Source organism: Citrobacter sp. Cpo089 (assembly GCF_030332695.1).
Taxonomy (GTDB): domain Bacteria; phylum Pseudomonadota; class Gammaproteobacteria; order Enterobacterales; family Enterobacteriaceae; genus Citrobacter; species Citrobacter portucalensis.
Genome location: NZ_JAOWHJ010000073.1, coordinates 156,429 through 182,457 on the forward strand (window position 1 = coordinate 156,429; position 26,029 = coordinate 182,457).

General features: G+C 55.7%; 23 protein-coding genes, 3 tRNA genes and 1 pseudogene. 15 read left to right on the forward strand and 12 right to left on the reverse strand.

Annotated elements, in window-relative coordinates; translation table 11 throughout:
* Nucleotides 1–35 precede the first annotated feature (35 nt).
* The 8 genes from fecE to OGX92_RS20625 all read right to left on the reverse strand — a co-directional run bounded on the left by fecE (nt 36) and on the right by OGX92_RS20625 (nt 8,882).
* Entirely contained in the window at nt 36–803 is a 768-nt protein-coding gene (gene fecE / locus OGX92_RS20590) for a Fe(3+) dicitrate ABC transporter ATP-binding protein FecE (protein WP_003832212.1), read from the reverse strand.
* Nucleotides 804–1,760, reverse strand: a complete 957-nt coding sequence (gene fecD, locus OGX92_RS20595; RefSeq protein ID WP_240389264.1) for a Fe(3+) dicitrate ABC transporter permease subunit FecD — start codon at nt 1,758–1,760, stop codon at nt 804–806.
* Nucleotides 1,757–2,755, reverse strand: a complete 999-nt coding sequence (gene fecC, locus OGX92_RS20600) for an iron-dicitrate ABC transporter permease FecC (RefSeq protein ID WP_240389265.1) — start codon at nt 2,753–2,755, stop codon at nt 1,757–1,759. Before fecC ends, fecD begins: the two co-directional genes overlap by 4 nt.
* Nucleotides 2,752–3,651, reverse strand: coding sequence for a Fe(3+) dicitrate ABC transporter substrate-binding protein FecB (locus tag OGX92_RS20605; protein ID WP_003832216.1), 900 nt, complete (start codon nt 3,649–3,651; stop codon nt 2,752–2,754). The genes fecC and OGX92_RS20605 overlap by 4 nt, the downstream gene beginning before the upstream one ends.
* Before the next feature lie 73 nt (nt 3,652–3,724).
* Nucleotides 3,725–6,049 carry a TonB-dependent Fe(3+) dicitrate receptor FecA gene (fecA, locus tag OGX92_RS20610; protein ID WP_286587009.1) on the reverse strand — a complete coding sequence of 775 codons (2,325 nt, stop codon included), beginning with the start codon at nt 6,047–6,049 and terminating at the stop codon, nt 3,725–3,727.
* Between the two features lie 86 nt (nt 6,050–6,135).
* Nucleotides 6,136–7,089, reverse strand: coding sequence for a ferric citrate uptake sigma factor regulator FecR (gene fecR / locus OGX92_RS20615; protein WP_128317709.1), 954 nt, complete (start codon nt 7,087–7,089; stop codon nt 6,136–6,138).
* A complete protein-coding gene (gene fecI, locus OGX92_RS20620; protein WP_003832221.1) occupies nt 7,086–7,607 on the reverse strand; it encodes a ferric citrate uptake sigma factor FecI in 522 nt (173 codons plus the stop codon). The genes fecR and fecI overlap by 4 nt, the downstream gene beginning before the upstream one ends.
* A gap of 291 nt (nt 7,608–7,898) precedes the next feature.
* On the reverse strand, nt 7,899–8,882 hold the full coding sequence (locus tag OGX92_RS20625; protein WP_240389266.1) for an alpha/beta hydrolase: 984 nt from the start codon (nt 8,880–8,882) through the stop codon (nt 7,899–7,901).
* Nucleotides 8,883–9,065: 183 nt separating this feature from the next.
* Here OGX92_RS20625 and OGX92_RS20630 point away from each other — a divergent pair.
* Nucleotides 9,066–9,152: pseudogene (locus OGX92_RS20630) on the forward strand (type II toxin-antitoxin system PemK/MazF family toxin); the annotation flags it as partial.
* Nucleotides 9,153–9,227: 75 nt separating this feature from the next.
* Here OGX92_RS20630 and OGX92_RS20635 read toward each other — a convergent pair.
* Nucleotides 9,228–9,303: transfer RNA gene (locus OGX92_RS20635), tRNA-Asn, on the reverse strand.
* A gap of 326 nt (nt 9,304–9,629) precedes the next feature.
* Here OGX92_RS20635 and nac point away from each other — a divergent pair.
* Together nac and cbl are read left to right on the forward strand one after the other, a co-directional pair.
* Nucleotides 9,630–10,547, forward strand: a complete 918-nt coding sequence (gene nac, locus OGX92_RS20640; RefSeq protein ID WP_008784390.1) for a nitrogen assimilation transcriptional regulator NAC — start codon at nt 9,630–9,632, stop codon at nt 10,545–10,547.
* Between the two features lie 101 nt (nt 10,548–10,648).
* Complete coding sequence (gene cbl / locus OGX92_RS20645; protein WP_003832224.1) at nt 10,649–11,599, forward strand: HTH-type transcriptional regulator Cbl; 951 nt, start codon at nt 10,649–10,651, stop codon at nt 11,597–11,599.
* Between the two features lie 530 nt (nt 11,600–12,129).
* On the opposite strand, the gene OGX92_RS20650 is transcribed toward cbl, so the two are convergent.
* A tRNA-Asn gene (locus OGX92_RS20650) sits at nt 12,130–12,205 on the reverse strand.
* A 99-nt stretch (nt 12,206–12,304) separates the two neighbouring features.
* Nucleotides 12,305–13,792, reverse strand: coding sequence for an EmmdR/YeeO family multidrug/toxin efflux MATE transporter (locus OGX92_RS20655; protein ID WP_003846749.1), 1,488 nt, complete (start codon nt 13,790–13,792; stop codon nt 12,305–12,307).
* Nucleotides 13,793–13,952: 160 nt separating this feature from the next.
* Between OGX92_RS20655 and OGX92_RS20660 the strand changes: the two genes are divergently transcribed.
* Nucleotides 13,953–14,028 (forward strand) — tRNA-Asn (locus OGX92_RS20660).
* Between the two features lie 82 nt (nt 14,029–14,110).
* Here OGX92_RS20660 and paaZ read toward each other — a convergent pair.
* Nucleotides 14,111–16,156, reverse strand: a complete 2,046-nt coding sequence (paaZ, locus tag OGX92_RS20665; RefSeq protein ID WP_126956023.1) for a phenylacetic acid degradation bifunctional protein PaaZ — start codon at nt 16,154–16,156, stop codon at nt 14,111–14,113.
* A 285-nt stretch (nt 16,157–16,441) separates the two neighbouring features.
* Here paaZ and paaA point away from each other — a divergent pair, with 285 nt between their 5' ends.
* From paaA to paaK, 11 genes are read left to right on the forward strand one after another with little or no spacing between them, the layout of a single operon-like run.
* On the forward strand, nt 16,442–17,371 hold the full coding sequence (gene paaA / locus OGX92_RS20670; protein ID WP_193133915.1) for a 1,2-phenylacetyl-CoA epoxidase subunit PaaA: 930 nt from the start codon (nt 16,442–16,444) through the stop codon (nt 17,369–17,371).
* A 10-nt stretch (nt 17,372–17,381) separates the two neighbouring features.
* Entirely contained in the window at nt 17,382–17,669 is a 288-nt protein-coding gene (gene paaB, locus OGX92_RS20675) for a 1,2-phenylacetyl-CoA epoxidase subunit PaaB (protein WP_003832229.1), read from the forward strand.
* 7 nt (nt 17,670–17,676) lie between these two features.
* Complete coding sequence (paaC, locus tag OGX92_RS20680; RefSeq protein ID WP_286587010.1) at nt 17,677–18,432, forward strand: 1,2-phenylacetyl-CoA epoxidase subunit PaaC; 756 nt, start codon at nt 17,677–17,679, stop codon at nt 18,430–18,432.
* 11 nt (nt 18,433–18,443) lie between these two features.
* Nucleotides 18,444–18,941, forward strand: a complete 498-nt coding sequence (gene paaD / locus OGX92_RS20685; protein WP_063941442.1) for a 1,2-phenylacetyl-CoA epoxidase subunit PaaD — start codon at nt 18,444–18,446, stop codon at nt 18,939–18,941.
* Nucleotides 18,942–18,948: 7 nt separating this feature from the next.
* Entirely contained in the window at nt 18,949–20,019 is a 1,071-nt protein-coding gene (paaE, locus tag OGX92_RS20690; RefSeq protein ID WP_286587011.1) for a 1,2-phenylacetyl-CoA epoxidase subunit PaaE, read from the forward strand.
* A complete protein-coding gene (gene paaF / locus OGX92_RS20695; protein WP_063941444.1) occupies nt 20,016–20,783 on the forward strand; it encodes a 2,3-dehydroadipyl-CoA hydratase PaaF in 768 nt (255 codons plus the stop codon). The genes paaE and paaF overlap by 4 nt, the downstream gene beginning before the upstream one ends.
* A gap of 2 nt (nt 20,784–20,785) precedes the next feature.
* On the forward strand, nt 20,786–21,574 hold the full coding sequence (gene paaG / locus OGX92_RS20700) for a 2-(1,2-epoxy-1,2-dihydrophenyl)acetyl-CoA isomerase PaaG (RefSeq protein WP_063941445.1): 789 nt from the start codon (nt 20,786–20,788) through the stop codon (nt 21,572–21,574).
* Nucleotides 21,575–21,577: 3 nt separating this feature from the next.
* Nucleotides 21,578–22,993: a 3-hydroxyacyl-CoA dehydrogenase gene (locus tag OGX92_RS20705; RefSeq protein ID WP_286587012.1), complete on the forward strand. Its 1,416-nt coding sequence runs from the start codon at nt 21,578–21,580 to the stop codon at nt 22,991–22,993.
* On the forward strand, nt 22,926–23,342 hold the full coding sequence (paaI, locus tag OGX92_RS20710; RefSeq protein ID WP_286587013.1) for a hydroxyphenylacetyl-CoA thioesterase PaaI: 417 nt from the start codon (nt 22,926–22,928) through the stop codon (nt 23,340–23,342). The genes OGX92_RS20705 and paaI overlap by 68 nt, the downstream gene beginning before the upstream one ends.
* Nucleotides 23,342–24,547, forward strand: a complete 1,206-nt coding sequence (gene pcaF / locus OGX92_RS20715) for a 3-oxoadipyl-CoA thiolase (RefSeq protein WP_003832241.1) — start codon at nt 23,342–23,344, stop codon at nt 24,545–24,547. Before paaI ends, pcaF begins: the two co-directional genes overlap by 1 nt.
* 28 nt (nt 24,548–24,575) lie before the next feature.
* Nucleotides 24,576–25,895 (forward strand): phenylacetate--CoA ligase PaaK, encoded by a 1,320-nt coding sequence (gene paaK, locus OGX92_RS20720; RefSeq protein WP_286587014.1) that lies wholly within the window; start codon nt 24,576–24,578, stop codon nt 25,893–25,895.
* Nucleotides 25,896–26,029: the final 134 nt, after the last annotated feature.

Below are 26,029 nucleotides of genomic sequence, written 5' to 3' on the forward strand. Positions count from 1 at the left end.
TGTTGAAGCCATGGTACCATTACAGACTGTATCATCTACCTCACTACACACATCGGCCTGCCAGATACCGGTTCGGGGTGTATCTCCGTATCCACGCTGAATACGGTTCTCAGCAATCCAGGGTTCATCACCACTTCTGGTGTGCCTTGCGCCATAACATGTCCGTTCGCCATGACCACCAGATGGTCGCAGTACCGGCTGGCCTGATTAAGGTCGTGCAGCACGGCGACTACCGTTTTCCCCTGAGCCCGGAGTTCCCCCATTAGCCGCATCAGTTCCACCTGGTGATTGATATCGAGATAGGTGGTTGGCTCATCGAGTAGTACAACGGGCGTATCCTGCGCCAGGACCATCGCCAGAAATGCGCGCTGTCGCTGACCGCCAGAAAGATCAGTTAACCGTCGTTCGGCAAGATGTTGGATCCGCGTCTGGCTCATAGCATCATGGACCCGCGTATTGTCTTCAACGGAGAGACGCCCCCAGAGTGACAACCACGGGTTGCGACCGTACGAAACAAGCTCCTGGACGGTGATCCCCTCGGGAGTTAAATGGTGCTGGGGCAGCAGCGCCAGCCTGCGGGCTAGCTGGCGTGATGAGAGCGTATTGATGGCACTATCGCCGAGAAATACGCCACCGGACTGCGGTGTTAACAGTCGTGAAAAACAGTTTAACAACGTTGACTTCCCGCAGCCGTTAGGGCCGAGCAGGGCAGTTGTCTTCCCCGCTGGTAGGGCGAGTGAAACGCCATCAAGCACCTTGTTTGTTCCGTAACAGACCGTCAGATTTTCAGTTCGTAATGTCATTTATCGCATTCTCACAAGCAGCCAGACAAACCATGGTGCACCGATAATGGCGGTCAGCACGCCAGCCGGAAGCTCCAGCGGAGGATGAATAATTCGCGCCAGCAGGTCGGCAACCACCAGCAGCAACGCACCTGTCATGGCTGAAACGGGCAGCAGCCAGCGGTGACGTCCACCGGTAATGCTGCGCACCATGTGCGGCACCACAAGACCAATAAAGCTAATTGGGCCGCAGACGGCCACGCCGGTCGATGTCATGGCTACGGCCAGTAGCAAAGCCTGGATCCGAATACGCGGCACCGACACACCGAGCGTGGCGGCGCGCGCATCGCCCAATGCCAGGAGGTCGAGATCGCGGCAAAAACGCAGACTCAGCGGCAGAAACAAAATCAGCAGTGGGGCGGCTATTTTCACAAAGCTCCAGTCACGGCCCCATAAGCTGCCGGTCAGCCACAGCAGGGCGCTGTTCACATCCTGCGGGTGCGAGAGCATCAGATAATCCGTCAGGCTGGCCCAGCAGGCAGAGAGCGCAACACCCGTGAGCGCCAGCTTCATCGGCTGGCTGGTGTTCGCCAGTATTCTCAGCAGGATCAGGCCCGCCATGCCACCGGCAAAGGCCAGCAGCGGCAGAGCAATCACCGGTAGTGACGGTAAAAGAAGCAGTGCGCCTATAGAGGCAAGACTGGCGGCATGGTTTACGCCGAGGATATCCGGTGATGCCAAAGGGTTACGCACGATCCCTTGCACCAGCACGCCTGCCACCGCGAGGGCTGCACCGACAAGCAGCGCCAGTAGCAGTCGCGGCAGGCGGTACGCCGTTAATACGTAATGATATTCGCGCCCGGTCTGCCAGTCGCTCAGCAGAGCACGCCAGGGAATGGCGATCACCCCCATTTGTAGTGACAAAGCCGAAAGTCCTGCCAGCGCGAGGGCGATGAAAATGACGAACGCAATTTTCATCCACGCCTCCTGACCAGCCAGACAAAACAGGGTGCACCAATCAGCGCCACTACTGCCCCCGCGGGCAATTCGCCAGGGAAGGCCAGCGCTCGGGCCATAACATCAGCCAGCAGCAGCAGTGTGGCGCCCATAAGCATGCTCATCGGCAGGACCTTGCGCTGATCGAATCCCACCCAGAAGCGAGCCAGATGCGGCATCAGCAGACCGATAAACGCCACCGGACCTGCCACGCTGACGCAGGTACCGACCAGAAGCAGCACCAGAATATTGATGATCAAACGGAGCTTCGGCAGATTCACCCCCAGCGTGCGGGCGGTGCTGTCACTGACGTTAAGCAGGTTCAGTTGATTAGCCAGCAGCAATACCACCGGTACAGCAACCACTACCATTGGGAAAAGCTGCCAGAACTCCTGCCAACGAGCGTGGGATACGCCTCCCGCAAGCCAGTAAAAAATGCCGTAGGCGTGATCTTCCGTCAGCAGCAGAGTGATGCGGGTAAGGGCCATGCAGAAAGCCGAGAACGCGATGCCCGCGAGGATCAGTTTGTTTCTGTCCTGGGTGTGGCGAAATCCACCACCTGCGGTCATCACCATCAGCCAGCTTACGCCGCCACCGCAGGCGGCGATAAAGGCGATGGAGTAACCCGTAACGGGCGCAGGGCTGATAGCGCTGGTAAGCGCCATCGCCAGCGCTGCGCCACTGTTAATACCGAGTAGTGAAGGGGAGGCCATTGCATTATGCGTCAGGGTCTGCAGCAGCGTCCCCGCCAGAGCCAGGCTTGCGCCGATCAAAATGGCGACCAGGCTTCTCGGCAAACGAAGGTTTTGCACCAGCGCTTGTGGAAGCGTCGGCGTATGGCCTGGCAGCAGGGCGTGAATGGCATCAACGCCAGAAACAGGAATGGCCGAGTAGCAAAACAGACTCAGCCAGAAGATAGCGATAAGCGCGACAAGGGGAAGCCCCCACTGTAGCGCTGGATGTTTGAAAACTGTCATTTCACATCGGATAAAGGCTGGTGGTGAAAGATTTTTACCGTGTCGCTGGCAATGCGTTCGGCTGCGAAAATGCCGCGCATCCGCGCCCAGGCGTTACTGTCGACCGACGCCGTCTGCTGCTTCTGCGCCGCAGTTAACATCTGCCACAGCGGGTCTTGTTGCCAGCGTTTCACGATGCTCTCTTCACGATAGTGCGCGACCAGCAGCCATGCCGGATTGAGCGCCAGCAGCTGTTCCAGACCGATGGAAGGCATAGACGAACCCGCCATAGCCGCAGGCACCGTCAGCCCCAGAGAGGTCAGGACGCCCCCGGTCCAGGTCTCCTGCGTGTGCAGGTTGAACTGCTGCTCTCGGGACGTACCAAACACCACCATCGTGTCTTTTGGCAGTTGGCTGGCCCACTCTGACATCTGTTGTTGGTGTTGCGCCAGGCGTGACTGCATCTGTGCCTTTTTACCCACGATTTCACCGATGATGGCCGCAGACTGAAGATTTTCAGCGTAGGTTTCATTGCGGGACTTGAGCAGCAGCACCGGTGCGATTTGCTGTAAGGCGCTGTAAATACCCGCATGGCGGCTGCTGTCGGCAATGATCAGATCCGGTTTCAGCGCGCTGATGGCTTCTAAACTCGGCTGCGCACGCGTGCCGACAGACTGCCAGGGTTTCAGATGGGTACGAACCTCTGGAAGAATACGCATGGCATCGTTATCGTCGGCAATGCCGACCGGACTGACATCGACAGCAGCCAGTGCGTCCGCGAACGACAGTTCCAGCACCACTATCCGCTGTGGCGTTTTATCAAGCGTAAAGGTGCCATGTTCGTCATGAACCGTGGCGGCAAAAGCATGGCCGGTGAGCAGCAGAGCGGCGAATAGCGTGCGTAATGGTGTGAACATGTAAATTGCCTGCGTCGGGTGGCGTTTCGTTTGCCCGACCTACAAAACAGCATGCAGGCCGGGTAAACGGGGTTTAGAACTTCAACGAACCCTGCATATACAGCGTGCGCGGCTGACCTGCGTAGATGCCTTTGTTGTTGTCGTCGTAAGAGCGGGTGAAATACTCTTGGTCGAAGATATTTTTCACACCGAACGCCAGGTTCAGGTCTGCCATCTGCGGGCCGAAGTCATAGGCTACGCGTGCGCCCCAGAGCATAAAGCCAGGGATGCGACCGGTACTACCGTCAGCGCTCTCTTTAACGGTGTTGGCGTTATCCGCAAACTGGCTGGACTGGAAATCGCTATTTAGGTTGAAGGTCCAGTTGCCCGGCTTATAGTCCACGCCCAACGTGCCTTTGTGTTTTGGTGAGAAGGGCACCTGATTGCCATAGGTATCGCCTTTCTCGCGAATCTCAGCGTTCACATACGCATAGCTTGCGTAGACTGAAACGTTGTCGAGCATTGGCGTCAATGTGCCAAGATCATAGCGAGTCTGAGTTTCCAGTCCGGTATGGCGCGTTTTACCGCGTGCGGTAACGGTGTCGTTGGTTTGGTTGGAATCGTACTGATTATTAAAGTTAATCAGGAACAGCCCCATTTCCGCCGTCAGCGCGCCATCGTCGTATCGGGTTCCGAGCTCCCAGGTTCGCGCTTTTTCCGGTTCCACATTGCCGCTTTGCACAGCCTTGCCAATTTGGCTGTACTGTACGGTGCCGAATGAGCCTTCAGTGTTTGCATAAAGATTCCAGCTATCAGTCAGGTGATAAAGTACGTTTAGCGCCGGAAGTGGGGCGTTGTAGCTTACTTCCTCATGTGAGCCTTTGATGGCGTTGTTCTGGTATGACTCGATATGTTCAAAACGCATACCCGGTGTGATAGTCCAGTTGCCAATGTCGATTTTGTCATCCAGATACCAGGCGTGCGCTTCGGTGCCGGAACGAGTGTCGCGATCGTAAGGGCTGGCGCTGGACGGCAGTTGTCCGCTGCTGGTGGTCGTGTAGTAACGCATTTCATGCGTCGACTCGCTCACATAGCGGTATCCCACGCCCACTTCGTGCGCAGAAGGACCCACCATAAAGCTCTGACTGTAGCGTGGTTCAATGCCGCGTACCCAGTAGTTACGCGGTGAAAGGGTGAGGCGTTTTCCCTGTTCCAGGTAGCCGCTGCGCAGAGTTTCAGTGTAGAAGCCCTGAATATTGAATTTATGCTGGCTGTCCGGCTGGAACTGGTAGCCGAGGCTCGCCAGTTTGCGGCGCCCCCAGAAGCGATCGTAAGGGCGCGTGGATTGCCAGCGGTCGGCGTCGTAATCCGCGCGAGACAGGCCGCCGGGCATGTCAGCTTCACCGTCGTAGTATTGCAACAGGCTGTTGAAGGTATGCACTTCGTTTGGCGCATATTTGCTTTTCAGCATCAGGTCGTCGATGCGGGTCGCGCTGTGTTCGCGCCAGTCGCTTCCACGTGTGCCGGAGTAAAGCAGGGCGGTACCAAAACCGTTATCCGCCGTGCCGCCCACTATCAGGTTGTGCGTTTCTTTTGGGTTATTTTGTGAAGATGTTGGGCTGAGCTGGCCTTCCACGCCGGCTTCCATGCCGAAGTCTTGCGGAATAGCGCGGGTAACAAAGTTCACCACCCCGCCCACGCTTTGTGGCCCGTAACGCACCGCGCCACCGCCGCGAACCACGTCGATGGCGTCCATATTTCCGAGTGAGACAGGCGCCAGTGAAAGCTGCGGCTGGCCGTAAGGAGCAAACGGTACGGGAATACCGTCCATCAGCACCGTTGAACGGCTGGCCAGGCGCGGATTCAGGCCGCGAATACCAAAGTTCATCGCCAGATCGTGGCTACCGGTGCCGTTGTTTTCTGGGGCGGTAACGCCAGGAATGCGGTTCAGTACCTCGCGCATGGATGTTGCGCCGGTTTTGGCGAAATCCTCACGGCGGATAACGTCACGTGCGCCAGCATGTTCGAAAACGTCGTTTTCGCGCGCATCCCCCAGCCAGTCGCCCACCACGGTCAGGGCATCTTCTTGCGGTGTTGGTGCGGGCTCCAGCGTCCAGCTGTTATTACCCAGCGGTTTCACCTGCAGGCCACTACCGTTCAGCAGGTGTTGCAGGCCGGTTTCGACGTCGTAGTCACCGTGAAGACCGTTACTCTGTTTGCCGCGCGTCAGGCTGGCGTCAACCGACAGGGTAATTCCGCTGAGCGCGGCATACTGATTAAGGGCTTTGTCGAGCGAACCCGGTGCAATATCAACCTGCGCTGCGAAGGCGGATAACGACAGCCCGGCCAGCGGTAGCAGGCTCAGGCGAACGGCGTTAACCAAAGGTGTTGTTTTGCGAAAAACGCGTAAAGGCGTCATACCTTCTCCATCATCATTTTTGTTGTGTTCATCTATGAGTCGAATGAGAAGGGGAAAAAGGACAATAGAAATGAGAATTATTTTGCTTACAATGCGGAAATATTTACCCAGTATCGTGTAACTGACTGAATTTTCACTGGAAGAGTCTTGGCAATAACATCCAGGATTGCATCAGTATTTTTCAGCGGGAAAGTGCCACTCAGGCGTAACCCGGCCACAGCCGGATCGCAGCGCAGCACGCCGTTGCGATAACGGCTCAGCGTGGCAATCACTTCACCCAAAGGTTTATCGCTGAAGCTCAGAATGCCCTGCGTCCAGGTGGCGCTTTCATCATCCGCTGAGGCTATTGCACCAAATTCAGACGCGCTAAACTGCAGGCTCTCGCCAGCGCTGACGATGCGTTTTTCCTGCGGACGATTTGCCAGTAAGACTTCAACAGCGTGTTGTTGAACGACAACGCGTGTGACGTTGTCCTGCTGGTAGACGGTAAATTCTGTGCCTAATGCGGTGAGCTGGCCCTGGCGGGTCACAACGCGGAAAGGTCTCTGCTGCGCGTCTTTTGCGGTGGTAATAGCAATTTCGCCGTACCAGAGATGGACAGCGCGTTGACGCGTATCAAAACGAACGTCCGCGGCGCTTTGTGTGTTGAGCGTCAGCAGCGAGCCATCTTCCAGCCGCTGATGGCTGACCGCGCCTTTGGCGGTGCGGTAATCCGCGCGCAGACCTTCACCGGCTTCAGATTGCCAGAGCTGCCAGCCGCCGCCTACGCCAAGTAGCAGCAGTAGCCCTTTCATAACATGGCGACGGGTAAGGCGCGTATCGTGCAGCGCCCGGCTGGCGACATCGCCCGGTACGCGGCTGAGCTGGCTGCGCAGGTTTTCAACCTGTTGCCAGGCCCACTGATGATCTTTGTCCTCTTCGTACCATTGTTGCCAGCGCGCTTCTTGCTGTGGGCTGACACGCTCGCCGCTCAATACAGCATACCAGTGCGATGCCGAGCGCAATGCCTGGCGGCGAGAATCAGTGATAGAAGCGTTCACAGGCCGTGATCCAGACGAAACAGCAGACAATGTTCGATAGCCTTTGCCATATACTTTTTCACCGAGCTGACGGAGATACCGAGCTTCAGCGCGATCTCGCTGTATGTCAGACCATCCAGTTGCGAAAGCAGAAACGCTTCTCGTGTTTTTCCGTTCAGCCCGTCAAGCATGCTGTCGATGAGTTGCAGGGTTTCGAGCTGGCTCTCGCGTTCCTCGGGGGAAGGCGCGAGCGCCTCCGGCATAAGCGCCAACATCTCCAGATAGGCTTTTTCCAGCGCGTTTCGGCGAAACAGGTCGACCATCACCCGTTTGGCGAGAGTGCACAGAAAGGAGCGCGGATCGCGGATCGTCGAGAGCGAGTCGCTGCCCATTACCCGTAGAAAAGTGTCCTGGGCAATGTCATCTGCATCAAAGGCGGACTGGAGTTTGCGCGTCAGCCAGCTTTTCAACCAGCCGTGATGTGCGCCATAAAGCGACTCGAGCGTAAAGGAAGCAGTGGTAGTGGCGTGGTCAGACATGTGGAATGTATCAAAAGTTAATTATCACGCGTTTATAGTAATATGAGAATGGTTATCATTACAATTATAAATATAATTGTATTACGTTGAACTTCTTAATGCTTTGTTATTTATAAAAATGTTATGAGGTGGATATCGGATGGGGAAGGGGGAGTCTGCTTTTGGCATGTGACGGTTGGAATGACATCTGACCATGTCTGCTGTGAGCATGGAGCAGACGAATGCTTTAAAGCATGCTGAACTCTTTAAAAGTAAACCGTTTTTGGGAGGACACCGAGAGCAGAGCAGCTGTTACTTTTCGGGAAAAGGTGAGTTGCAGATCAGGAAATGCTCAATCGAGTCGATTAAACCGGGAGCTAAGGGGAGCGCTGGTTCAGCGTATGTCGCGATATTCGCTTTGCGATCGTCCGAAGTCACCTCTTTCATAACATGGTTCATATTGGGCAGTATAACCAGGGACGCTTGAGGATTCGCGGCCTTAAGCAGTCTTGCATCCGTTTCTTCCACCTGGAGATCGCGTTGCCCTTGTAGCACTAATACGGGTTTGGAAATACTCGAAATGAGATGACCAGGATTATATGAAAACGCATTGATCAAAAAACCCTGAACAGCAGGATTAAAGATACTTTGCAGTGCTGGGTGAATATTCGTAATATCGACTCGCCGCCGATGCTCCAGAGCATCAATTATCGGCAGTGCCTGCTTTAATAGAATTTCATTTTCCGGATTAGCGTTAAGTTGCCCCCTCAACACCTCGCCCATCGGCCTCCCGGGCGTTGCGATAAGAATCACACCGCACACATTCTCTTCTTGAGCCGAGGCAAGTGCGACTACGCCCCCTTCACTGTGCCCTAAAACCCAAATACAGGGGGTGTGCATGTGACGTCTAAGCACGTCTACCCAGGATCGAACGTCGTCAACATAGTCAGCAATCGTCACCGCATTGGCATCCTCTACGGCCATTGCGCTAGCGAACATTCCACGTTTGTCGATACGAAGCGTCGCAAAGCCTTTGGCAGCAAGGCCTTCAGCAAGAAGTCGGTAAGGCGATGCATTCACACCAAGCGGGTTGTTTCCATCCCGATCGGTTGGCCCGGAGCCAGGAATGATAAGAACAACGGCTGTTGGTTTTGAATTCGGGGTGAGTAACGTGCCTTTCAAAGGACCTTTTGGCCCTGCGGCATCCAGGACAGTTTCGGAAAAGGTCACCGGTACTGCCGCCAGACTCACAAATGGGCAAGCGCCCAAAAGGGCAATTGAGGCGGCAATATTCATTGGAGATGTTCCTGTAAAATTCAGCGTACCCGTCAATTTATATTATAAATTTGGCCTGCTCTCCATGGATTAATATATCAGCGGCGATAGAAAAGTCCTCTGCTGGCACAGAGCGGAGGTACTGGGTGAGTTTAAAGTCTGCAGTGAGCGAAGAGCGGACATCTCAACTCATTGGTGTTCCTGTCTATTGATATGGAAGCCCGGAACGGCAAGTGTCTGGAACAAATACCTGCGGCTATTATGAATGAAGTGTTGGCCAGACTAAGTTGAGGTTTTGATATGCGCAATGAGCAATGGCATAAAAGCAAAAAGCCTGCTTAGTTTCCTAAGCAGGCTTCTTAAATATGGCTCCTCTGACTGGACTCGAACCAGTGACATACGGATTAACAGTCCGCCGTTCTACCGACTGAACTACAGAGGAATCGTTTGAACGAGGCGCATATTAGCGAGGGTGGTGAGGCTTGTCAAAGGGGTAAATACATTTGTGTGTTCGTTTGCTGACAAAATCAGCAAAGCGGCGATCTTTCCGTCTTTTTATGCTTTTGCCCCATTCTGGTGCGTGTCTACCTCTTCCAGGGCAGACTGAATGAGATACTTAGGTGTGCAGAATGATCTTTCTCCGCTTTTACTCCTGACTTTACGCGGCTTTAACCGTAAAACACCGTTTTAGACGAAAGTGGCAAGCATCTTGCAGTCCTGAATTTAATGACTGCCAGCACGGGTTCTGGTATTCCGACAGGAGGCAAAATGAACTTCAGACGACTGAAATATTTCGTGAAAATCGTCGATATTGGTAGCCTGACCCAGGCAGCGGAAGTGTTGCACATTGCGCAACCCGCGCTGAGCCAGCAGGTCGCTACGCTGGAAGGTGAGCTGGATCAGCAATTGCTGATTCGTACCAAGCGTGGCGTCACGCCGACGGAAGCAGGAAAAGTGCTATATACCCACGCCCGGACGATTTTACGTCAGTGCGAACAGGCGCAACTTGCGGTTAATAACGTGGGCCAGACCTTGAGTGGACAGGTCTCTATCGGCCTTGCGCCGGGGACAGTCGCGTCATCCATTACCATGCCGTTATTACAGACGCTACGTGCCGAACTGCCTGATGTGCTGGTCTATTTGCATGAAAACAGTGGGGCAGTGCTGAATGACAAGCTGCTCAGCGGGCAATTAGATATGGCAGTGCTCTATGAGCGTTCACCTGTGGCGGGCATCAGCAGTCAACCGTTGCTTAAAGAGGATCTCTACCTGGTCGGCACGCGTGAGTGTCCTGGCCAAAGCGTCGATTTAGCCGCGGTGGCGCAGATGAATTTGTTCTTGCCACGGGATTACAGCGCGGTTCGCCTGCGCGTGGATGAAGCTTTTTCGCTACGTCGCTTAACGGCTAAAGTGATTGGCGAAATTGAGTCTATCTCCACCCTAACGGCCGCCATTGCCAGTGGTATGGGTGTCACAGTGTTGCCTGAGTCGGCCGCCCGTTCATTATGCAATGCGGCTAACGGCTGGATGGCACGCATCACAACACCATCGATGAATCTGCCATTATCGTTGAACGTATCAGCCAGAGGGAGCTTATCGCCCCAGGCGCAGGCCGTGAAGGAGATCCTGTTGTCGCTGGTCAGCCGTCCGGCGCTGGAAAATCGCGAGCTGCAGCTGGTCAGCTAAACCTTATTCCCACAAGGAATAAGATGCAGGTTTTTATTATTTGTTATGCCGGGCATCAGACTTTAACAATAGCGTAATGTCTGATGTGCCCGGAGCGAAATGTGAATTTCCAGCAACTTAAAATAATCCGCGAGGCGGCCCGTCAGGATTACAACCTGACAGAGGTCGCGAATATACTGTACACCTCGCAGTCGGGCGTCAGCCGACACATTCGTGAACTTGAAGATGAACTTGGCATCGAGATTTTTATCCGTCGCGGTAAACGCCTGTTGGGCATGACCGAACCGGGTAAAGCCTTGCTGATTATTGCCGAGCGTATTCTGAATGAGGCCAGTAATGTTCGTCGACTGGCGGATCTGTTTACCAATGACACGTCCGGCGTTCTGACGATTGCCACCACGCATACCCAGGCACGCTATAGCTTGCCTGCGGTGATAAAAGCCTTTCGTGAGCTGTTCCCTGAGGTGCGTCTGGAACTTATTCAGGGTACGCCACAGGAGATTGATGTCCTGCTACAAAATGGCGGGGCAGATATCGGAATTGCCAGTGAGCGGCTGAGCAGCGATCCATTGTTGGTGGCTTTTCCCTGGTTTCGTTGGCATCACAGCCTGCTTGTTCCTCACGACCATCCATTAGTGAAAGCTTCTCCACTCACGCTGGAGTCTATCGCTCACTGGCCGTTAATTACCTATCGTCAGGGGATTACAGGGCGTTCCCGCATTGATGAAGCATTTGCTCGCAAAGGGCTGATACCGGATATTATTCTCAGCGCCCAGGACTCGGATGTGATTAAAACTTACGTGTCGCTGGGGTTGGGGATTGGGCTGGTGGCAGAGCAATCCAGCGGCGAGCAGGAAGAGGGGACCTTAACCCGTCTTGATACCCGGCATTTGTTTGATGCAAATACCGTTTGGCTAGGGCTTAAACGCGGACAGCTGCAGCGCAACTACGTCTGGCGATTCATCGAGCTATGCAATGCAGGGTTATCCGTCGATGAAATTAAGCGCCAGGCGATGGAGCCAGATGAGGCGGTGATTGATTATCAGATTTAACTACAAAAGCCCGTGAGTAAACGGGCTTCCCTGACGTCGCTGAATGGCGGGTAGAAAGCTGCGTTACCTCAAAGTCTCCAGCCTCAGATCCTGCGTCGGTACCCGCGACAATATCGAACAAGACACCGCCCGTCCCGAATCCGCATAAATAAACTGAAATCCATTCTTCACCGAAAGAACATCTCGATTGGTAAACATATAGAATTTATTACTCTGACTACGCCGGGCAACGTAGCGTGACTTTCTCACCGGCTATTGTACTCAGTGGAATTACTAATAAAGCGGTTAGCGCTGCTTTCAGCAGTATCGGCATGGGCAAGTATGGGTCTCATTTTGATGTCGTTGCACGATAAGATACTTAACCATGACGTTAACGAATTGGATCATAGAGACATTTTGCATATGCAGACGGACATTCTCCCGTCGTCAGTATGGAAAAGCCTGGATGTGGAGTGAAGCGCTTTACCCGGCAAATGGGATCGCAGAAAAGCAAAAAGCCTGCTTAGTTTCCTGAGCAGGCTTCTTAAATATGGCTCCTCTGACTGGACTCGAACCAGTGACATACGGATTAACAGTCCGCCGTTCTACCGACTGAACTACAGAGGAATCGTTTGAACGAGGCGAATATTAGCGATGCCGCTCAGCGTTGTCAAAGCCTGAATAGATAAATGCGATCGTTTGCTGAAATATTCCCCATTTCGCCGCTTATTCAGACGCAACCGGTTGTTTTATGCACTTTTCGCGTTCGGGGCGCGGGTATTTCCACAGCCAGCGTCCGGTGACCATACGCCAGTAAAATAACGCGGCGCGTACGGCCCAGTCGAAGAACATACCTAACCAAACGCCGACAACGCCCCATCCTAATACGATACCCAGGGTGTAACCCGCGACTACGCGGCAGCCCCACATGCCCAGCATCGATACCCACATAGCAAAACGTGCATCTCGCGCACCTTTAAAGCCTGCTGGTAACACCCAGGATGCAGCCCATATCGGCATAAATGCTGCGTTGAGCCAAATCAGGATGACTATGACCTCTTTTACATCCTGATCGTGGGTATAAAACGAGGCCATCACCCCGGCGAAAGGAGCGGTTAGCCAGGCAATTGCCGTCAGGCCGATCGTCGACAGCCAGAATACATGCCGCAGCTGGATTTCAGCCTGGGCAATCTGACCATTTCCCAGACGCCTGCCGGTAATGATTGTCGACGCGGAACCTAAAGCATTCCCCGGTAAGTTGATAAGCGCGGCGATAGAAAATGCAATAAAATTCCCGGCGATAACGCTGGTTCCCATGCCTGAAACAAACATCTGCGTCAAAAGTTTACCGCCATTGAACAGCACTGACTCGATACTTGCCGGAATGCCGATCCCCATCACCTCCCAGATAATGGCGAGATTGAGTGGCTTAAAATAGCTTTTGAAGGGAATTCGCAGCGCGGGGTTAAAACCAATCATCAGTACCCAGATGATGGCAATCGCCCCGATGTAGCGCGAAATGGTCAGTCCCAGGCCTGCTCCCACAAATCCCAGACCTTGCCAGGAAAAGATCCCGTAAATCAGGATGCTACTGATGATGATATTCAGGATGTTCATGCCGCCGTTAATCAACAACGGTATTTTTGTATTTCCGGCTCCACGTAGTGCGCCACTGCCGATCAGCGCAATGGCTGCCGCCGGGTAGCTGAGCACCGTCAGCTCCAGATAGGTGAGTGCCAAAGCTTTAACGTCTGGCGTTGCTTCACCTGCGACAACGTCAATAATCTGTTGACCAAAATAGTGAATGACAGCTGCCAGAACGGTAGCAAAAATTGTCATGATCACCAGTGATTGTCTGGCCGCGGCTCTGGCCCGTCGACGATCTCGTTTCCCGAGGCTAAATGCTACAACCACGGTGGTGCCCAGATCGATGGCGGCGAAAAATGCCATGATGACCATATTAAAGCTGTCGGCGAGTCCGACACCGGCCATCGCTTCTTTTCCCAACCAGCTGACCAGGAAGGTACTCAGAACACCCATCAATAGCACACAGGTGTTTTCCAGAAAAATGGGGACAGCCAGCGGAGTGATTTCGCGCCAAAAGAGAACCTTATAACTCTTGCGTTTGGCATACCAGGGCGTGCGGGAAGCGACCTGGCGTAAGGCAGCGGAGACGTTCAAAGTGGACCTTAACGAAGAAAGTTGAAACCTCATTTCAAATGATGAGGGAGAATCAAAAAAGCTGCAAAGTTTTTTCTATTTAAAATGTCTGTAAATGCAACAAACTGTCGAGAGAAGCATCAATTGATTCGCATTCGAGGAAATGGGGTTTGACAAAATTTTTTTCGCCGCTAAGATAAGCCTCCACAACGATTCCTCTGTAGTTCAGTCGGTAGAACGGCGGACTGTTAATCCGTATGTCACTGGTTCGAGTCCAGTCAGAGGAGCCATATTTAAGAAGCCTGCTTAGGAAACTAAGCAGGCTTTTTGCTTTTTGTTTCAAGCCTGATCGAGCGAACCTACACCGGAATCTTACGCCGGGAAATCCCCATGCTGACGCGCAACCAACGTCAGAATGGAATACAGCGCCACCGCCTGCTGGTGCTGATTAAAGATCTCCACCGACCACTCCACCACGCCGGTCGCTTTTTCTTCGGCATTGCGCTGACGTTTCACTGTTTTGCGTTTGCAGGTTAAACGTACCTGGATAGTGTCGCCCGGCTTAACCGGCTCGATAAAGCGCAGATTTTCCATGCCATAGTTGGCAATCACCGGACCGACGCCCGCGTCAACAAACAGACCGGCTGCGGCGGAAATCAGGAAGTAACCGTGCACCACGCGCTCGCCGAAAATGGAATCGGCTGCTGCAATCTTGTCCATATGGGCGTAGAAGTGGTCACCGCTGAGGCAGGCAAAGTTAACGATATCCGCTTCGGTCAGTGTACGACGTGGCGTCAGCAGGCTGTCGCCCGGCTGGATCTCTTCGAAGTATTTACGAAACGGGTGAATACGATCTTCCTCTACCCGAGCGCCACGCACCCACTGTTGGCTTACCGCCGCGAGCATGGTTGGGCTGCCCTGAATGGCGGTGCGTTGCATGTAGTGTTTCACCGCACGCAGACCGCCCAGCTCTTCACCGCCGCCTGCACGTCCAGGCCCGCCGTGGACCAGCTGTGGCAGCGGAGAGCCGTGACCGGTCGATTCCGCCGAGGACTCTTCGTTCAGCACCTGAATACGCCCGTGGGCGCGGGCCGCACCGAGGATAAACTCTCGCGCCAGTTCGCCGCTCGCCGTCACCAGCGTTCCTGCCAGACTGCCTTCACCGGCGCGCGCCAGCGTCATGGCATGCCCGGTATTTTGATACGGCATCAGCGTGGCGACCGGACCAAAGGCTTCAATTGCATGTACCGCGGCAATTTCATCCGGCTGCGGACAAAACAGCAGCGTTGGCGGGAAGAAAGCCCCAGCCGTGCTCAGATCTGCTTTTCCGCCCAGCAGCACCTCACACCCGGCTTCAACCAGACGATTCACATTATCCTGCACGTCCTGACGCTGATCATTATTCACCAGCGACCCCATCTTCACGCCTTCCTGCGCCGGATCGCCCACTACCACTTTTTGCAGACGGGTAATCAGCGCCTCGCTGACTGCTTTCACCTGCGCCTGTGGCACGATAATGCGGCGTATAGCGGTACATTTCTGCCCGGCTTTGGTCGTCATCTCGCGTACGACTTCACGTACAAACAATGCAAACTCAGGCTGTTCTGGGGTGACGTCATCACCAAGCACACAGCAGTTGAGTGAATCCGCTTCCATGGTGAATGGAACCGATTTAGCCACCAGGTTGGGGTGCACGCGCAACTGCTGCCCGGTATGAGCAGAACCGGTAAAAGTCACCACATCCTGGCTGTCGAGGTGATCGAGCAGGTCACCCGCGCCGCCACAGATAAGGCTAATTGCGCCGTTCGGTACCAGGCCACTGTCGATAATCGCTTTCACCATTGCCTGAGTGAGCTGCGCGGTGGCGGTTGCAGGTTTGATAATGGCTGGCATCCCGGCAAGCCAGGTTGGCGCCAGCTTCTCCAGCATACCCCAGCAGGGGAAGTTAAAGGCGTTGATATGCACCGCAACACCGGATTTGGAGGTCAGCACGTGGCGTGCGGCAAAACCGCCCTGTTTGGACAGCGGGATCAGTTCGTCTTCCGGCCACAGCGTATCGTCCGGCAGCTCGCGGCCACCGAGACTGGCATAAGTGAAAAGCGTGCCAATGCCGCCTTCGATATCGACCCAGCTGTCACCGCGCGTTGCTCCGGTTTGCGCAGATATGGCATAGAAATCGGCTTTCAGTTCCATTAAATGCTTCGCCACCGCTTTTAGCATCGCGCTGCGCTCAATAAAACTCATTGCCTGTAACGCTTTGCCGCCGTGCTCAATAGCAAAGCGGCGCGCCTGCGCCATATCCAGTCCAACGCTTGTCACTTCCCAAAGCGCTTCACCGGTAAGGGCGTGGTGGATGGTGCGGGTGCGGCCCCGGCCTGTCTGCCAGGCACCGGATAAATAACTGGCTAACTGCTGCATCGTTAATCTCCAGATGTGTTCCGTAATATCTCTTTAAATAGTTCTTTTATGAATCACAAAATGCAAGCGAGATTTTAATAATTTATTAACAATGAGATCGCGAACACTTTACCTTCATTGGTTATCTATCTGTTATTAATGGATAAACAAAAACCATTTGCGACAAGTATCGCAAAACCAGCAAACAAAATTTGTGGTTTTATTTAACCAAGATGTAACTTTTATAAAACAAAGTGATTTAAAAATATTGATTTGTTGAAATTATCGGAATCATAAGGTGATGACATGACAGAAGAACAACGCTTTGACCAGCTCATCGCGCAGGAAACGGCCATCGAGCCGCAGGACTGGATGCCGGACGCATACCGTAAGACGCTGATCCGCCAGATTGGCCAGCATGCGCACTCGGAAATTGTCGGCATGTTGCCGGAAGGCAACTGGATAACCCGCGCACCCACGCTGCGGCGTAAGGCCATTCTGCTGGCAAAAGTACAGGACGAGGCCGGACACGGACTGTACCTCTACAGCGCGGCGGAAACACTGGGCTGCGCGCGTGAAGATCTGTACCAGAAGATGCTCGACGGCCAGATGAAATACTCCTCCATTTTCAACTACCCAACTCTGAGCTGGGCGGATATCGGTGTGATCGGCTGGCTTGTCGATGGCGCGGCGATTGTTAACCAGGTGGCGCTGTGTCGTACCTCCTACGGCCCGTATGCCAGGGCGATGGTCAAAATCTGCAAAGAAGAGAGCTTCCATCAGCGTCAGGGCTTCGAAGCGTGTATGGCGCTGGCTACCGGTAGCGAGGAACAGCGTCAGATGCTGCAGGACGCCATCAACCGTTTCTGGTGGCCTGCGCTGATGATGTTTGGCCCGAACGACGACAACTCACCGAACAGCGCCCGCAGCATGGCGTGGAAAATCAAACTGCACTCCAACGACGAACTGCGTCAGCGCTTTGTTGATAACACGGTCCCGCAGGTAGAAATCCTCGGTATGACCGTGCCGGACGCCGACCTACAGCTTGATGAAGCGACGGGGAAATATCGATTCGGCGAGATCGACTGGCAGGAATTTAATGAGGTCATCAACGGTCGTGGTGTCTGCAACCACGAACGTCTGGGCGCAAAGCGTAAGGCCTGGGAAGAAGGGGCATGGGTGCGCGAGGCCGCACTGGCGCACGCCGAAAAGCAACAGGCCCGCGACGCGGCGTAAGGAGAGAGTCATGAGCAAAACATACTGGCCGTTATACGAAGTTTTTGTCCGCAGCAAACAGGGGTTATCGCACCGTCACGTTGGCAGTCTGCATGCCGCCGATGACCAGATGGCGCTGGAAAATGCCCGCGATGCCTATACTCGCCGCAGCGAAGGCTGCTCCCTCTGGGTGGTGAAAGCCAGCGAAATTGTTGCGTCACAGCCGGAGGAACGCGGTGAATTTTTCGACCCGGCGGAGAGCAAAGTCTATCGCCATCCCACGTTCTACACCGTGCCGGACGGCATGGAACATATGTGAGGCAACGATGAATAACCTGAATCCCGTTGCAACCTATGCCCTGCGTCTGGGCGATAACGGCCTGGTGCTGGCTCAGCGTCTGGGTGCCTGGTGCGGCCATGCGCCGGAGCTGGAGATTGATCTGGCGCTGGCTAATATCGGCCTCGACCTGCTGGGGCAGGCGCGCAACTTCCTCAGCTACGCAGCCGAACTGGCGGGTAGCGGCGACGAAGACACGCTGGCTTTTGGTCGTGATGAGCGTCAGTTCCGCAACCTGTTGCTGGTAGAACAACCTAACGGCAACTTTGCCGACACGATCGCTCGCCAGTTCTTTATCGACGTCTGGCACGTGGCGTTGTTCACTCGTTTGGTTAACAGCCGCGATAAGCAGATTGCGGCTATCGCTGCCAAAGGACTGAAAGAGGTGCGTTATCACCAGCGCTTCAGCCGCGGCTGGCTGGAGCGACTGGGGAATGGTACTGACTACTCCGCGCAACTGATACAGAAGGCGGTGGACAATCTGTGGCGTTACACCGGCGAATTGTTCCTTGCCGACGAACTGGAGATCGGTCTGGCCAGGCAGGGCATTGCCGTCGATCCGCGCGAACTGCAAACCGAATGGCAAACGACAGTACACACTGCGCTGATTGATTCTGGTTTACACGTTCCGCAAGAGGCGGCGTTTCGCAACGGCGGCAAGCAGGGGCTACACAGCGAACATCTCGGGCCGATGTTGGCCGAGATGCAGTACTTGCAGCGTGCGTATCCTGGTCAGCAGTGGTAGCAGGGGGGGCTATGCAACGTCTTACCGCGATCGCACCGCCAGAGGTGCACACCGTTTGGGGGCTGTTAAGTGCGATTTCCGATCCGGAAGTGCCGGTGCTGACCATCACCGATCTCGGCATGGTACGCAGCGTTGAGCGCTGCGGCGACGGCTGGGTAATCGGCTTTACGCCGACGTACTCCGGCTGCCCGGCCACCGAGCATCTACTGGGTGAAATTCGCGCGGTGATGGCGGAGCGCGGCTATACGCCAGTACATATCGTCCTGCAGCTTGACCCACCGTGGACCACTGACTGGATGAGCCCGGACGCCCGCGAACGCCTGCGCCAGTATGGTATCAGCCCGCCGCAGGCCCACGCCTGTCATGCCGAAATGCCAACTGACGTACAGTGCCCGCGCTGCGCCAGCACCCATACCTCGCTGATTAGCGAATTCGGTTCCACGGCCTGTAAAGCGTTATATCGCTGCGACAGCTGCCGCGAACCCTTTGATTACTTTAAATGTATTTGAGGTTGCGATGACAACATTTCATTCGCTTACCGTGGCCAACGTCGAAGCGGAAACGCGCGATGCGGTGACCATCACTTTCACCATTCCTGACGCGCTGCGTAATGACTACGCCTTTCGACCGGGCCAGCATTTGACGCTGAAAGCTCACCTCGGTGGAGAAGAGCTGCGTCGTTGTTACTCCATTTGTCGCAGCCGCTCGCCGTCGGAAATTAGCGTCGCGGTTAAAGCTATCGACGGTGGGCGTTTCTCCCGCTATGCCCAGCAGGATATCCAGCAGGGTATGACGCTGGAAGTGATGGTGCCGCAAGGCCATTTTGGCTACCAGCCGCAGGCCGAGCGCGAAGCCGAATATCTGGCGATTGCCGCCGGGTCCGGCATTACGCCGATGATGGCGATTATTGAAGCGACGCTGACGACCGAACCGGCCAGCCAGTTCACGCTGATCTACGGCAACCGCAGCAGCCACAGCATGATGTTCCGTCAGGCGCTGGCCGATCTGAAAGACCGCTATCCGCAGCGTTTACAGGTGGTGCACCTGTTCAGTCAGGAGTCGATGGACAGCGATCTGCTACAGGGTCGTATTGACGGCGACAAACTGCGTGCGCTGGGCAAAAACTTGCTCGATTTCAGCCGCTTTGATGACGCCTTTATCTGTGGCCCATCGGCGATGATGGATGAAGCCGAAGTGGCACTGCGTGAACTGGGTATAGCGGAAAAATCCATTCACCTTGAGCGTTTTAATACGCCGGGGACCAGCGTGAAACGCGCCACCGGCATCCAGGCGGAAGGCCGCGCGGTCACCCTTCGTCAGGATGGGCGCGATCGCCTGATTTCACTGAATGCGGAAGATGACAGCATTCTCGACGCCGCGCTGCGCCAGGGTGCTGACCTGCCGTTCGCCTGTAAAGGCGGCGTGTGCGCCACCTGCAAATGCAAGGTGGTCAGTGGCGAGGTGGCGATGGCCGCCAACTACAGCCTTGAAGCCGATGAACTGGCGGCGGGCTATGTGCTGAGCTGCCAGGCGCTGCCAACCAGCGGTGACGTAGTGGTCGACTTCGATGCGCGGGGGATGGCATGAGCGAACTGCTGATTTCCCGTCACGACCGTGTACTGCAACTGACTCTGAACCGTCCGCAGGCGCGTAACGCCCTGAACAATGCGCTGCTAACGCAGATTGCTGACGCGCTGGAAAGCGCGGCGGCGGACGCCAGCATCAGCGTTTGCGTGATTAGCGGCAACACGCGCTATTTCGCCGCCGGGGCCGATCTCAATGAAATGGCGGAAAAAGATCTGCCCGCCACTTTCGACGATATTCGCCCACGCCTGTGGGCACGTATTGATGCCTTCAACAAGCCGTTGATCGCGGTGGTTAACGGTTACGCACTGGGCGCGGGCTGCGAGCTGGCGCTGCTGTGCGACCTGGTGATTGCCGGGGATAACGCGCGCTTTGGTCTGCCGGAGATTACTCTCGGCACCATGCCAGGGGCGGGCGGTACGCAGCGGCTTATCCGTTGTGTTGGCAAAGCGCTGGCCAGCCGAATGGTGCTGAGCGGTGAAAGCATTGATGCAGAACGAGCGCAACAGGCCGGGCTGGTGAGTGACATTCACCCGGCGAACCTCTCCGATGAATACGCGCTCAAGCTGGCGGCGACCATCGCCCGTCACTCACCGCTGGCGCTGCGGGCGGCAAAACAGTCTCTACGCGCTGCGCAAGAAGTGGGTCTCCAGGCCGGTCTGGTGCAGGAACGTCAGCTGTTTACGCTGCTGAGCGGCACCGAAGATCGTCGTGAAGGCGTCAGCGCCTTTTTAGAAAAACGCACACCGGAATTTAAAGGACGCTAATCGTGGACGCATTTATTCTCAGCGAAGTGGAGCAGGGCGTGATGACTATCACCCTGAACCGCCCGGACCGACTCAACAGCTTTAACGACGTGATGCACCAGCAGCTCGCCGACTGCCTGAGACAGGCCGAGCGCGACGAAGCCATTCGTTGCCTGCTGATCACCGGTGCCGGACGCGGGTTTTGCGCCGGACAGGATCTGAACGACCGTAACGTTGACCCGAGCGGCCCCGCGCCGGATCTTGGCATGTCGGTGGAACGCTTCTACAACCCGCTGGTGCGCCGCTTAGCCGCGCTGCCGAAGCCGGTTATCTGTGCCGTCAACGGCGTTGCCGCTGGTGCTGGTGCCACACTGGCCATGGGCTGCGACATCGTCCTCGCCGCGCGCTCGGCGAAGTTTGTCATGGCCTTCAGCAAGCTCGGCCTGGTGCCGGACTGCGGCGGAAGCTGGGTGCTGCCGCGCGTAGCCGGTCGCGCTCGCGCCGTCGGCTTACTGATGCTTGGCGATAACCTCAGCGCCGAACAGGCCGCGCAGTGGGGCATGATCTGGCAAGTGGTCGACGATGCCGAGTTGAAAGATACCGCGTTGACCATGGCGCGCCGTTTCGCGACGCAGCCGACCTATGGCCTGGGGCTGATTAAGAAAGCCTTGCAGCTTTCCGAAACCAACACGCTGGATCAGCAGCTTGAGCTTGAGCGCGACTACCAGCGCATGGCCGGTCGCAGCGACGACTATCGCGAAGGGGTCAGCGCCTTTCTCGGCAAACGCCCACCACAGTTCAGCGGGAAATAAGCCATGACGAAAACACTTCACCGCGTTGCCGTGATCGGCGGCGGAACAATGGGTGCAGGCATTGCCGAGGTGGCTGCCAGCGCCGGGCATTCGGTCCTGCTGTATGACATTTCCGCTGAGGCGATTACTCGCGCCATTGAGGGTATTCGCCAGCGACTCGACGTTCGTGTTGGTCGTGGAAAAATTAGTGCGGAACAGGCCAGTGAGCTGCTGGCACGAATCGTACCCGCGACTGAACTGAATCAGCTTGCCGATGCACAACTGGTGATTGAAGCCGCTTCCGAGCGGCTGGAAATTAAAAAAGCGCTGTTCAGTCAGTTGGCGGAGATCTGTTTGCCGTCAACGCTGCTGACCAGTAATACCTCGTCGATCTCAATTACCGCAATTGCGGCGGGAGTGAAGCATCCGGAACGTGTGGCGGGGCTGCACTTCTTTAACCCGGCACCGGTGATGAAACTGGTGGAAGTGGTGAGCGGCCTTGCCACCTCAACTGAGGTAGTCGAGCTGCTTTGCCAGTGCGTAATCGCCTGGGGCAAGCAGCCGGTGCGCTGCCGCTCAACGCCGGGTTTTATCGTCAACCGCGTGGCGCGTCCGTACTACGCTGAAGCCTGGCGCGCGCTGGAAGAACAGGTTGCGTCAGCGGAAGTGATTGATGCGGCGCTGCGTGACGGCGGCGGCTTCCCGATGGGACCGCTGGCGCTGACCGACTTGATTGGTCAGGACGTCAATTTTGCCGTGACCTGTTCGGTGTTTAACGCCTTCTGGCAGGACCGCCGTTTTCTACCGTCTTTGCTGCAACAGGAGCTCGCTCTGGCGGGGCGTCTGGGCAAGAAGAGCGGCCACGGCGTCTATTGCTGGCCTGCTGAAGTATCGCCTGAACTGGCTGTTGCAGCGGTAGCGCCTGAAAATGCAGCAAAAAATATCAAGCGTGACGTTGTCACTGAACTGGATGATGTGCTGCTCCTTGAAACAACCGGTGAAACCGCGCTGGCCTTAAGCGTGCAGCACCAGCGCCCGGTGGTGGTGTATGACCATGCTGTGGGCGACACCGTCGTGCTGGCAAGCGCATCAACCAACCCGGCTTCAGCCACCGACAAAGCGGTGTACTACTTCCAGCAGCAGGGCAAAAAAGTGCTGCGTATTGCCGACTACCCAGGGCTGCTGGTATGGCGCACGGTAGCGATGCTGGCGAACGAAGCGCTGGATGCGCTGCAAAAAGGAGTCGCCAGCGCCGAGGATATCGATATCGCCATGCGCTTGGGGGTTAACTACCCGCACGGGCCGCTGGCCTGGGGCGAATCGCTCGGCTGGGGACGTGTGCTGCGTCTGCTGGAAAACCTACAACAGCACTATGGCGAAGAACGCTATCGCCCGCGCCATGTATGTGAAAGACACCTGCGCGCAGGCGCTGGGGATTGAAATTATTGAGATGGACGACGGTTATTCGCAGATGACCATGACCGTGTCGCCGTCGCAGCTGAATGGCCATCAGACCTGTCACGGCGGGCAACTGTTTTCGCTGGCGGATACTGCCTTTGCTTACGCCTGCAACAGTCAGGGACTGGCAGCAGTAGCCTCAGCAGCCAGTATCGACTTTCTGCGTCCGGCCTTTGCAGGTGACAAATTGACCGCCACCGCGCGGGTTAAGCAGCAAGGCAAACTCACTGGCGTTTACGACATTGAAATTGTCAATCAGCAACACAAAACCGTGGCTCTGTTTCGCGGTAAATCCCACCGCATCGGTGGCACGATTACAGGAGAAGTCTAATGCGTGACGCATTTATTTGTGACGGTATTCGTACCCCGATTGGTCGCTACGGCGGGGCGCTGGCAGGCGTGCGTGCCGACGATCTGGCGGCTATCCCGTTGCGTGAATTACTCAACCGCAACCCACGCCTGGATCCCAGCGCTATTGACGATGTGATCTTCGGTTGCGCCAACCAGGCGGGCGAGGATAACCGCAACGTGGCGCATATGGCGACCTTGCTGGCGGATTATCCGCACAGCGTTGCCGGCACGACCATCAACCGTCTGTGCGGCTCCGGGCTTGATGCGATCGGCTTCGCTGCTCGCACGATCAAAGCCGGTGATGCCGATCTGCTGATCGCCGGTGGTGTTGAGTCAATGTCACGCGCGCCGTTTGTAATGGGCAAAGCGACCGCGCCGTTTCAGCGTCAGGCAGAGATGTTTGATACCACCATTGGCTGGCGTTTTGTGAACCCGCTCATGCAGCAACAATTCGGAACTGACAGCATGCCCGAAACGGCGGAGAATGTAGCTGAATTGTTAAATATAAGCCGAGAGGACCAGGACGCCTTTGCGTATCGCAGCCAGCAGCGCACGGCGAAAGCCCAGTGTGACGGCATTCTGGCGCAGGAAATTGTGCCGGTACAAATCATTGGCAAGAAAGGGGCAGTTAGCGCAGTACGTGAAGATGAACATCCGCGTGCAGAAACCACGCTGGAGCAACTCGCACAACTGAAAACACCGTTTCGTAAGAACGGCGTGGTCACCGCAGGCAATGCCTCTGGGGTGAACGACGGCGCGGCAGCAATGATCGTAGCCAGCGAGCAACACATAAAGGCCCAGGGACTAACGCCGCGTGCACGCATTGTCGCCATGGCGACCGCGGGCGTTGAACCGAAGTACATGGGTCTTGGGCCAGTTCCTGCGGTACGAAAAGTGCTGGAGCGCGCCGGGCTGAATATCAACGATATGGATGTGATTGAGCTGAATGAAGCCTTTGCCGCCCAGGCGTTGGGTGTGATGAGACAGCTTGGACTGGCAGATGACGCAGAACACGTGAATCCCAATGGGGGGGCTATCGCTTTAGGTCACCCGCTGGGGATGAGCGGTGTGCGGTTAGCGCTGGCCGCAACGCTGGAGCTGGAACGACGCAATGGACGTTATGCGCTGTGTACGATGTGTATTGGCGTGGGTCAGGGCATTGCCATGATCCTTGAGCGAGTGTGAGCTAATTGACCTGCGAGTGCCCTACAAAATGACAACGACAACAACAAAATTAGATCCGATTGAAACCGCATCGCGTGACGAATTACAGGCTTTGCAAACCGAGCGCCTGAAATGGACGTTAAAACACGCCTATGAAAATGTCCCGATGTACCGCCGTAAGTTCGACGCGGCGGGGGTTCACCCGGATGATTTCCGTGAGCTGAGCGATCTGAGCAAGTTTCCCTGCACCACCAAGCAGGACCTGCGTGACAACTATCCCTTCGACACCTTCGCGGTACCGATGGAGCAGGTGGTGCGTATCCATGCATCATCCGGCACCACGGGTAAACCGACTGTGGTGGGCTATACGCAAAATGATATTGATACCTGGGCTAATATCGTCGCCCGCTCGCTGCGTGCCGCAGGCGGTACCGCGAAAGATAAAATCCACGTCGCTTATGGCTATGGCCTTTTCACCGGCGGCCTGGGCGCGCACTACGGCGCGGAGCGCTTAGGGGCAACGGTTATCCCAATGTCCGGCGGGCAGACTGAAAAGCAGGCGCAGCTGATTCGCGATTTCAAACCTGACATGATTATGGTCACGCCGTCTTACTGCCTGAACCTGATTGAAGAGCTGGAGCGCCAGATGGGCGGTGACGCGCGGGGTTGTTCACTGCGTACCGGTGTCTTTGGCGCAGAGCCGTGGACAACGGGGATGCGCGCGGAGATCGAACGTCGCCTCGGTATTACGGCGCTGGATATTTATGGCCTCTCGGAAGTTATGGGGCCGGGCGTGGCGATGGAGTGCATCGAAACGGGTGATGGTCCGACAATATGGGAGGATCATTTCTTCCCGGAAGTGGTCAATCCGGATGACGGTACGCCACTGGCCGACGGCGAGCACGGCGAACTGCTGTTCACCACGCTGACGAAAGAAGCGCTACCGGTCATTCGTTATCGTACCCGCGACCTGACGCGCCTGCTGCCGGGTACCGCGCGCACGATGCGTCGTATGGATCGCATTAGCGGGCGCAGCGACGATATGCTGATTATTCGCGGCGTCAACGTCTTCCCATCGCAGGTGGAAGAAGAGATCCTCAAGATTGAGCATCTGGCTCCGCATTACCAGTTGGAAGTGGATCGCCGAGGGCATCTTGATTCGCTTTCGGTACGCGTGGAGCTTAAAGAGAGTAGCCTGGTGCTAAGCCATGAGCAGCGCTGCCAGATTTGCCATCATTTGCGTCATCGTATTAAGTCGATGGTCGGTATTTCAACGGACGTAAGCATTGTTAACTGCGGCAGCATCCCGCGCTCTGAAGGTAAGGCGTGCCGGGGGTTCGACCTGCGCAAAGTTGCCGCCAACGGTTAACCCTGTAGGCCTGATAAGCGTAGCGCCATCAGGCAGAACAGTGCAACGCTGCCGGATGGCGGCGTTGCCTTATCCAGCCTACAAACTCCTGGCGTTTCGCTGCTTTATTCCTGTGCTATGATTCAAAAAGGACA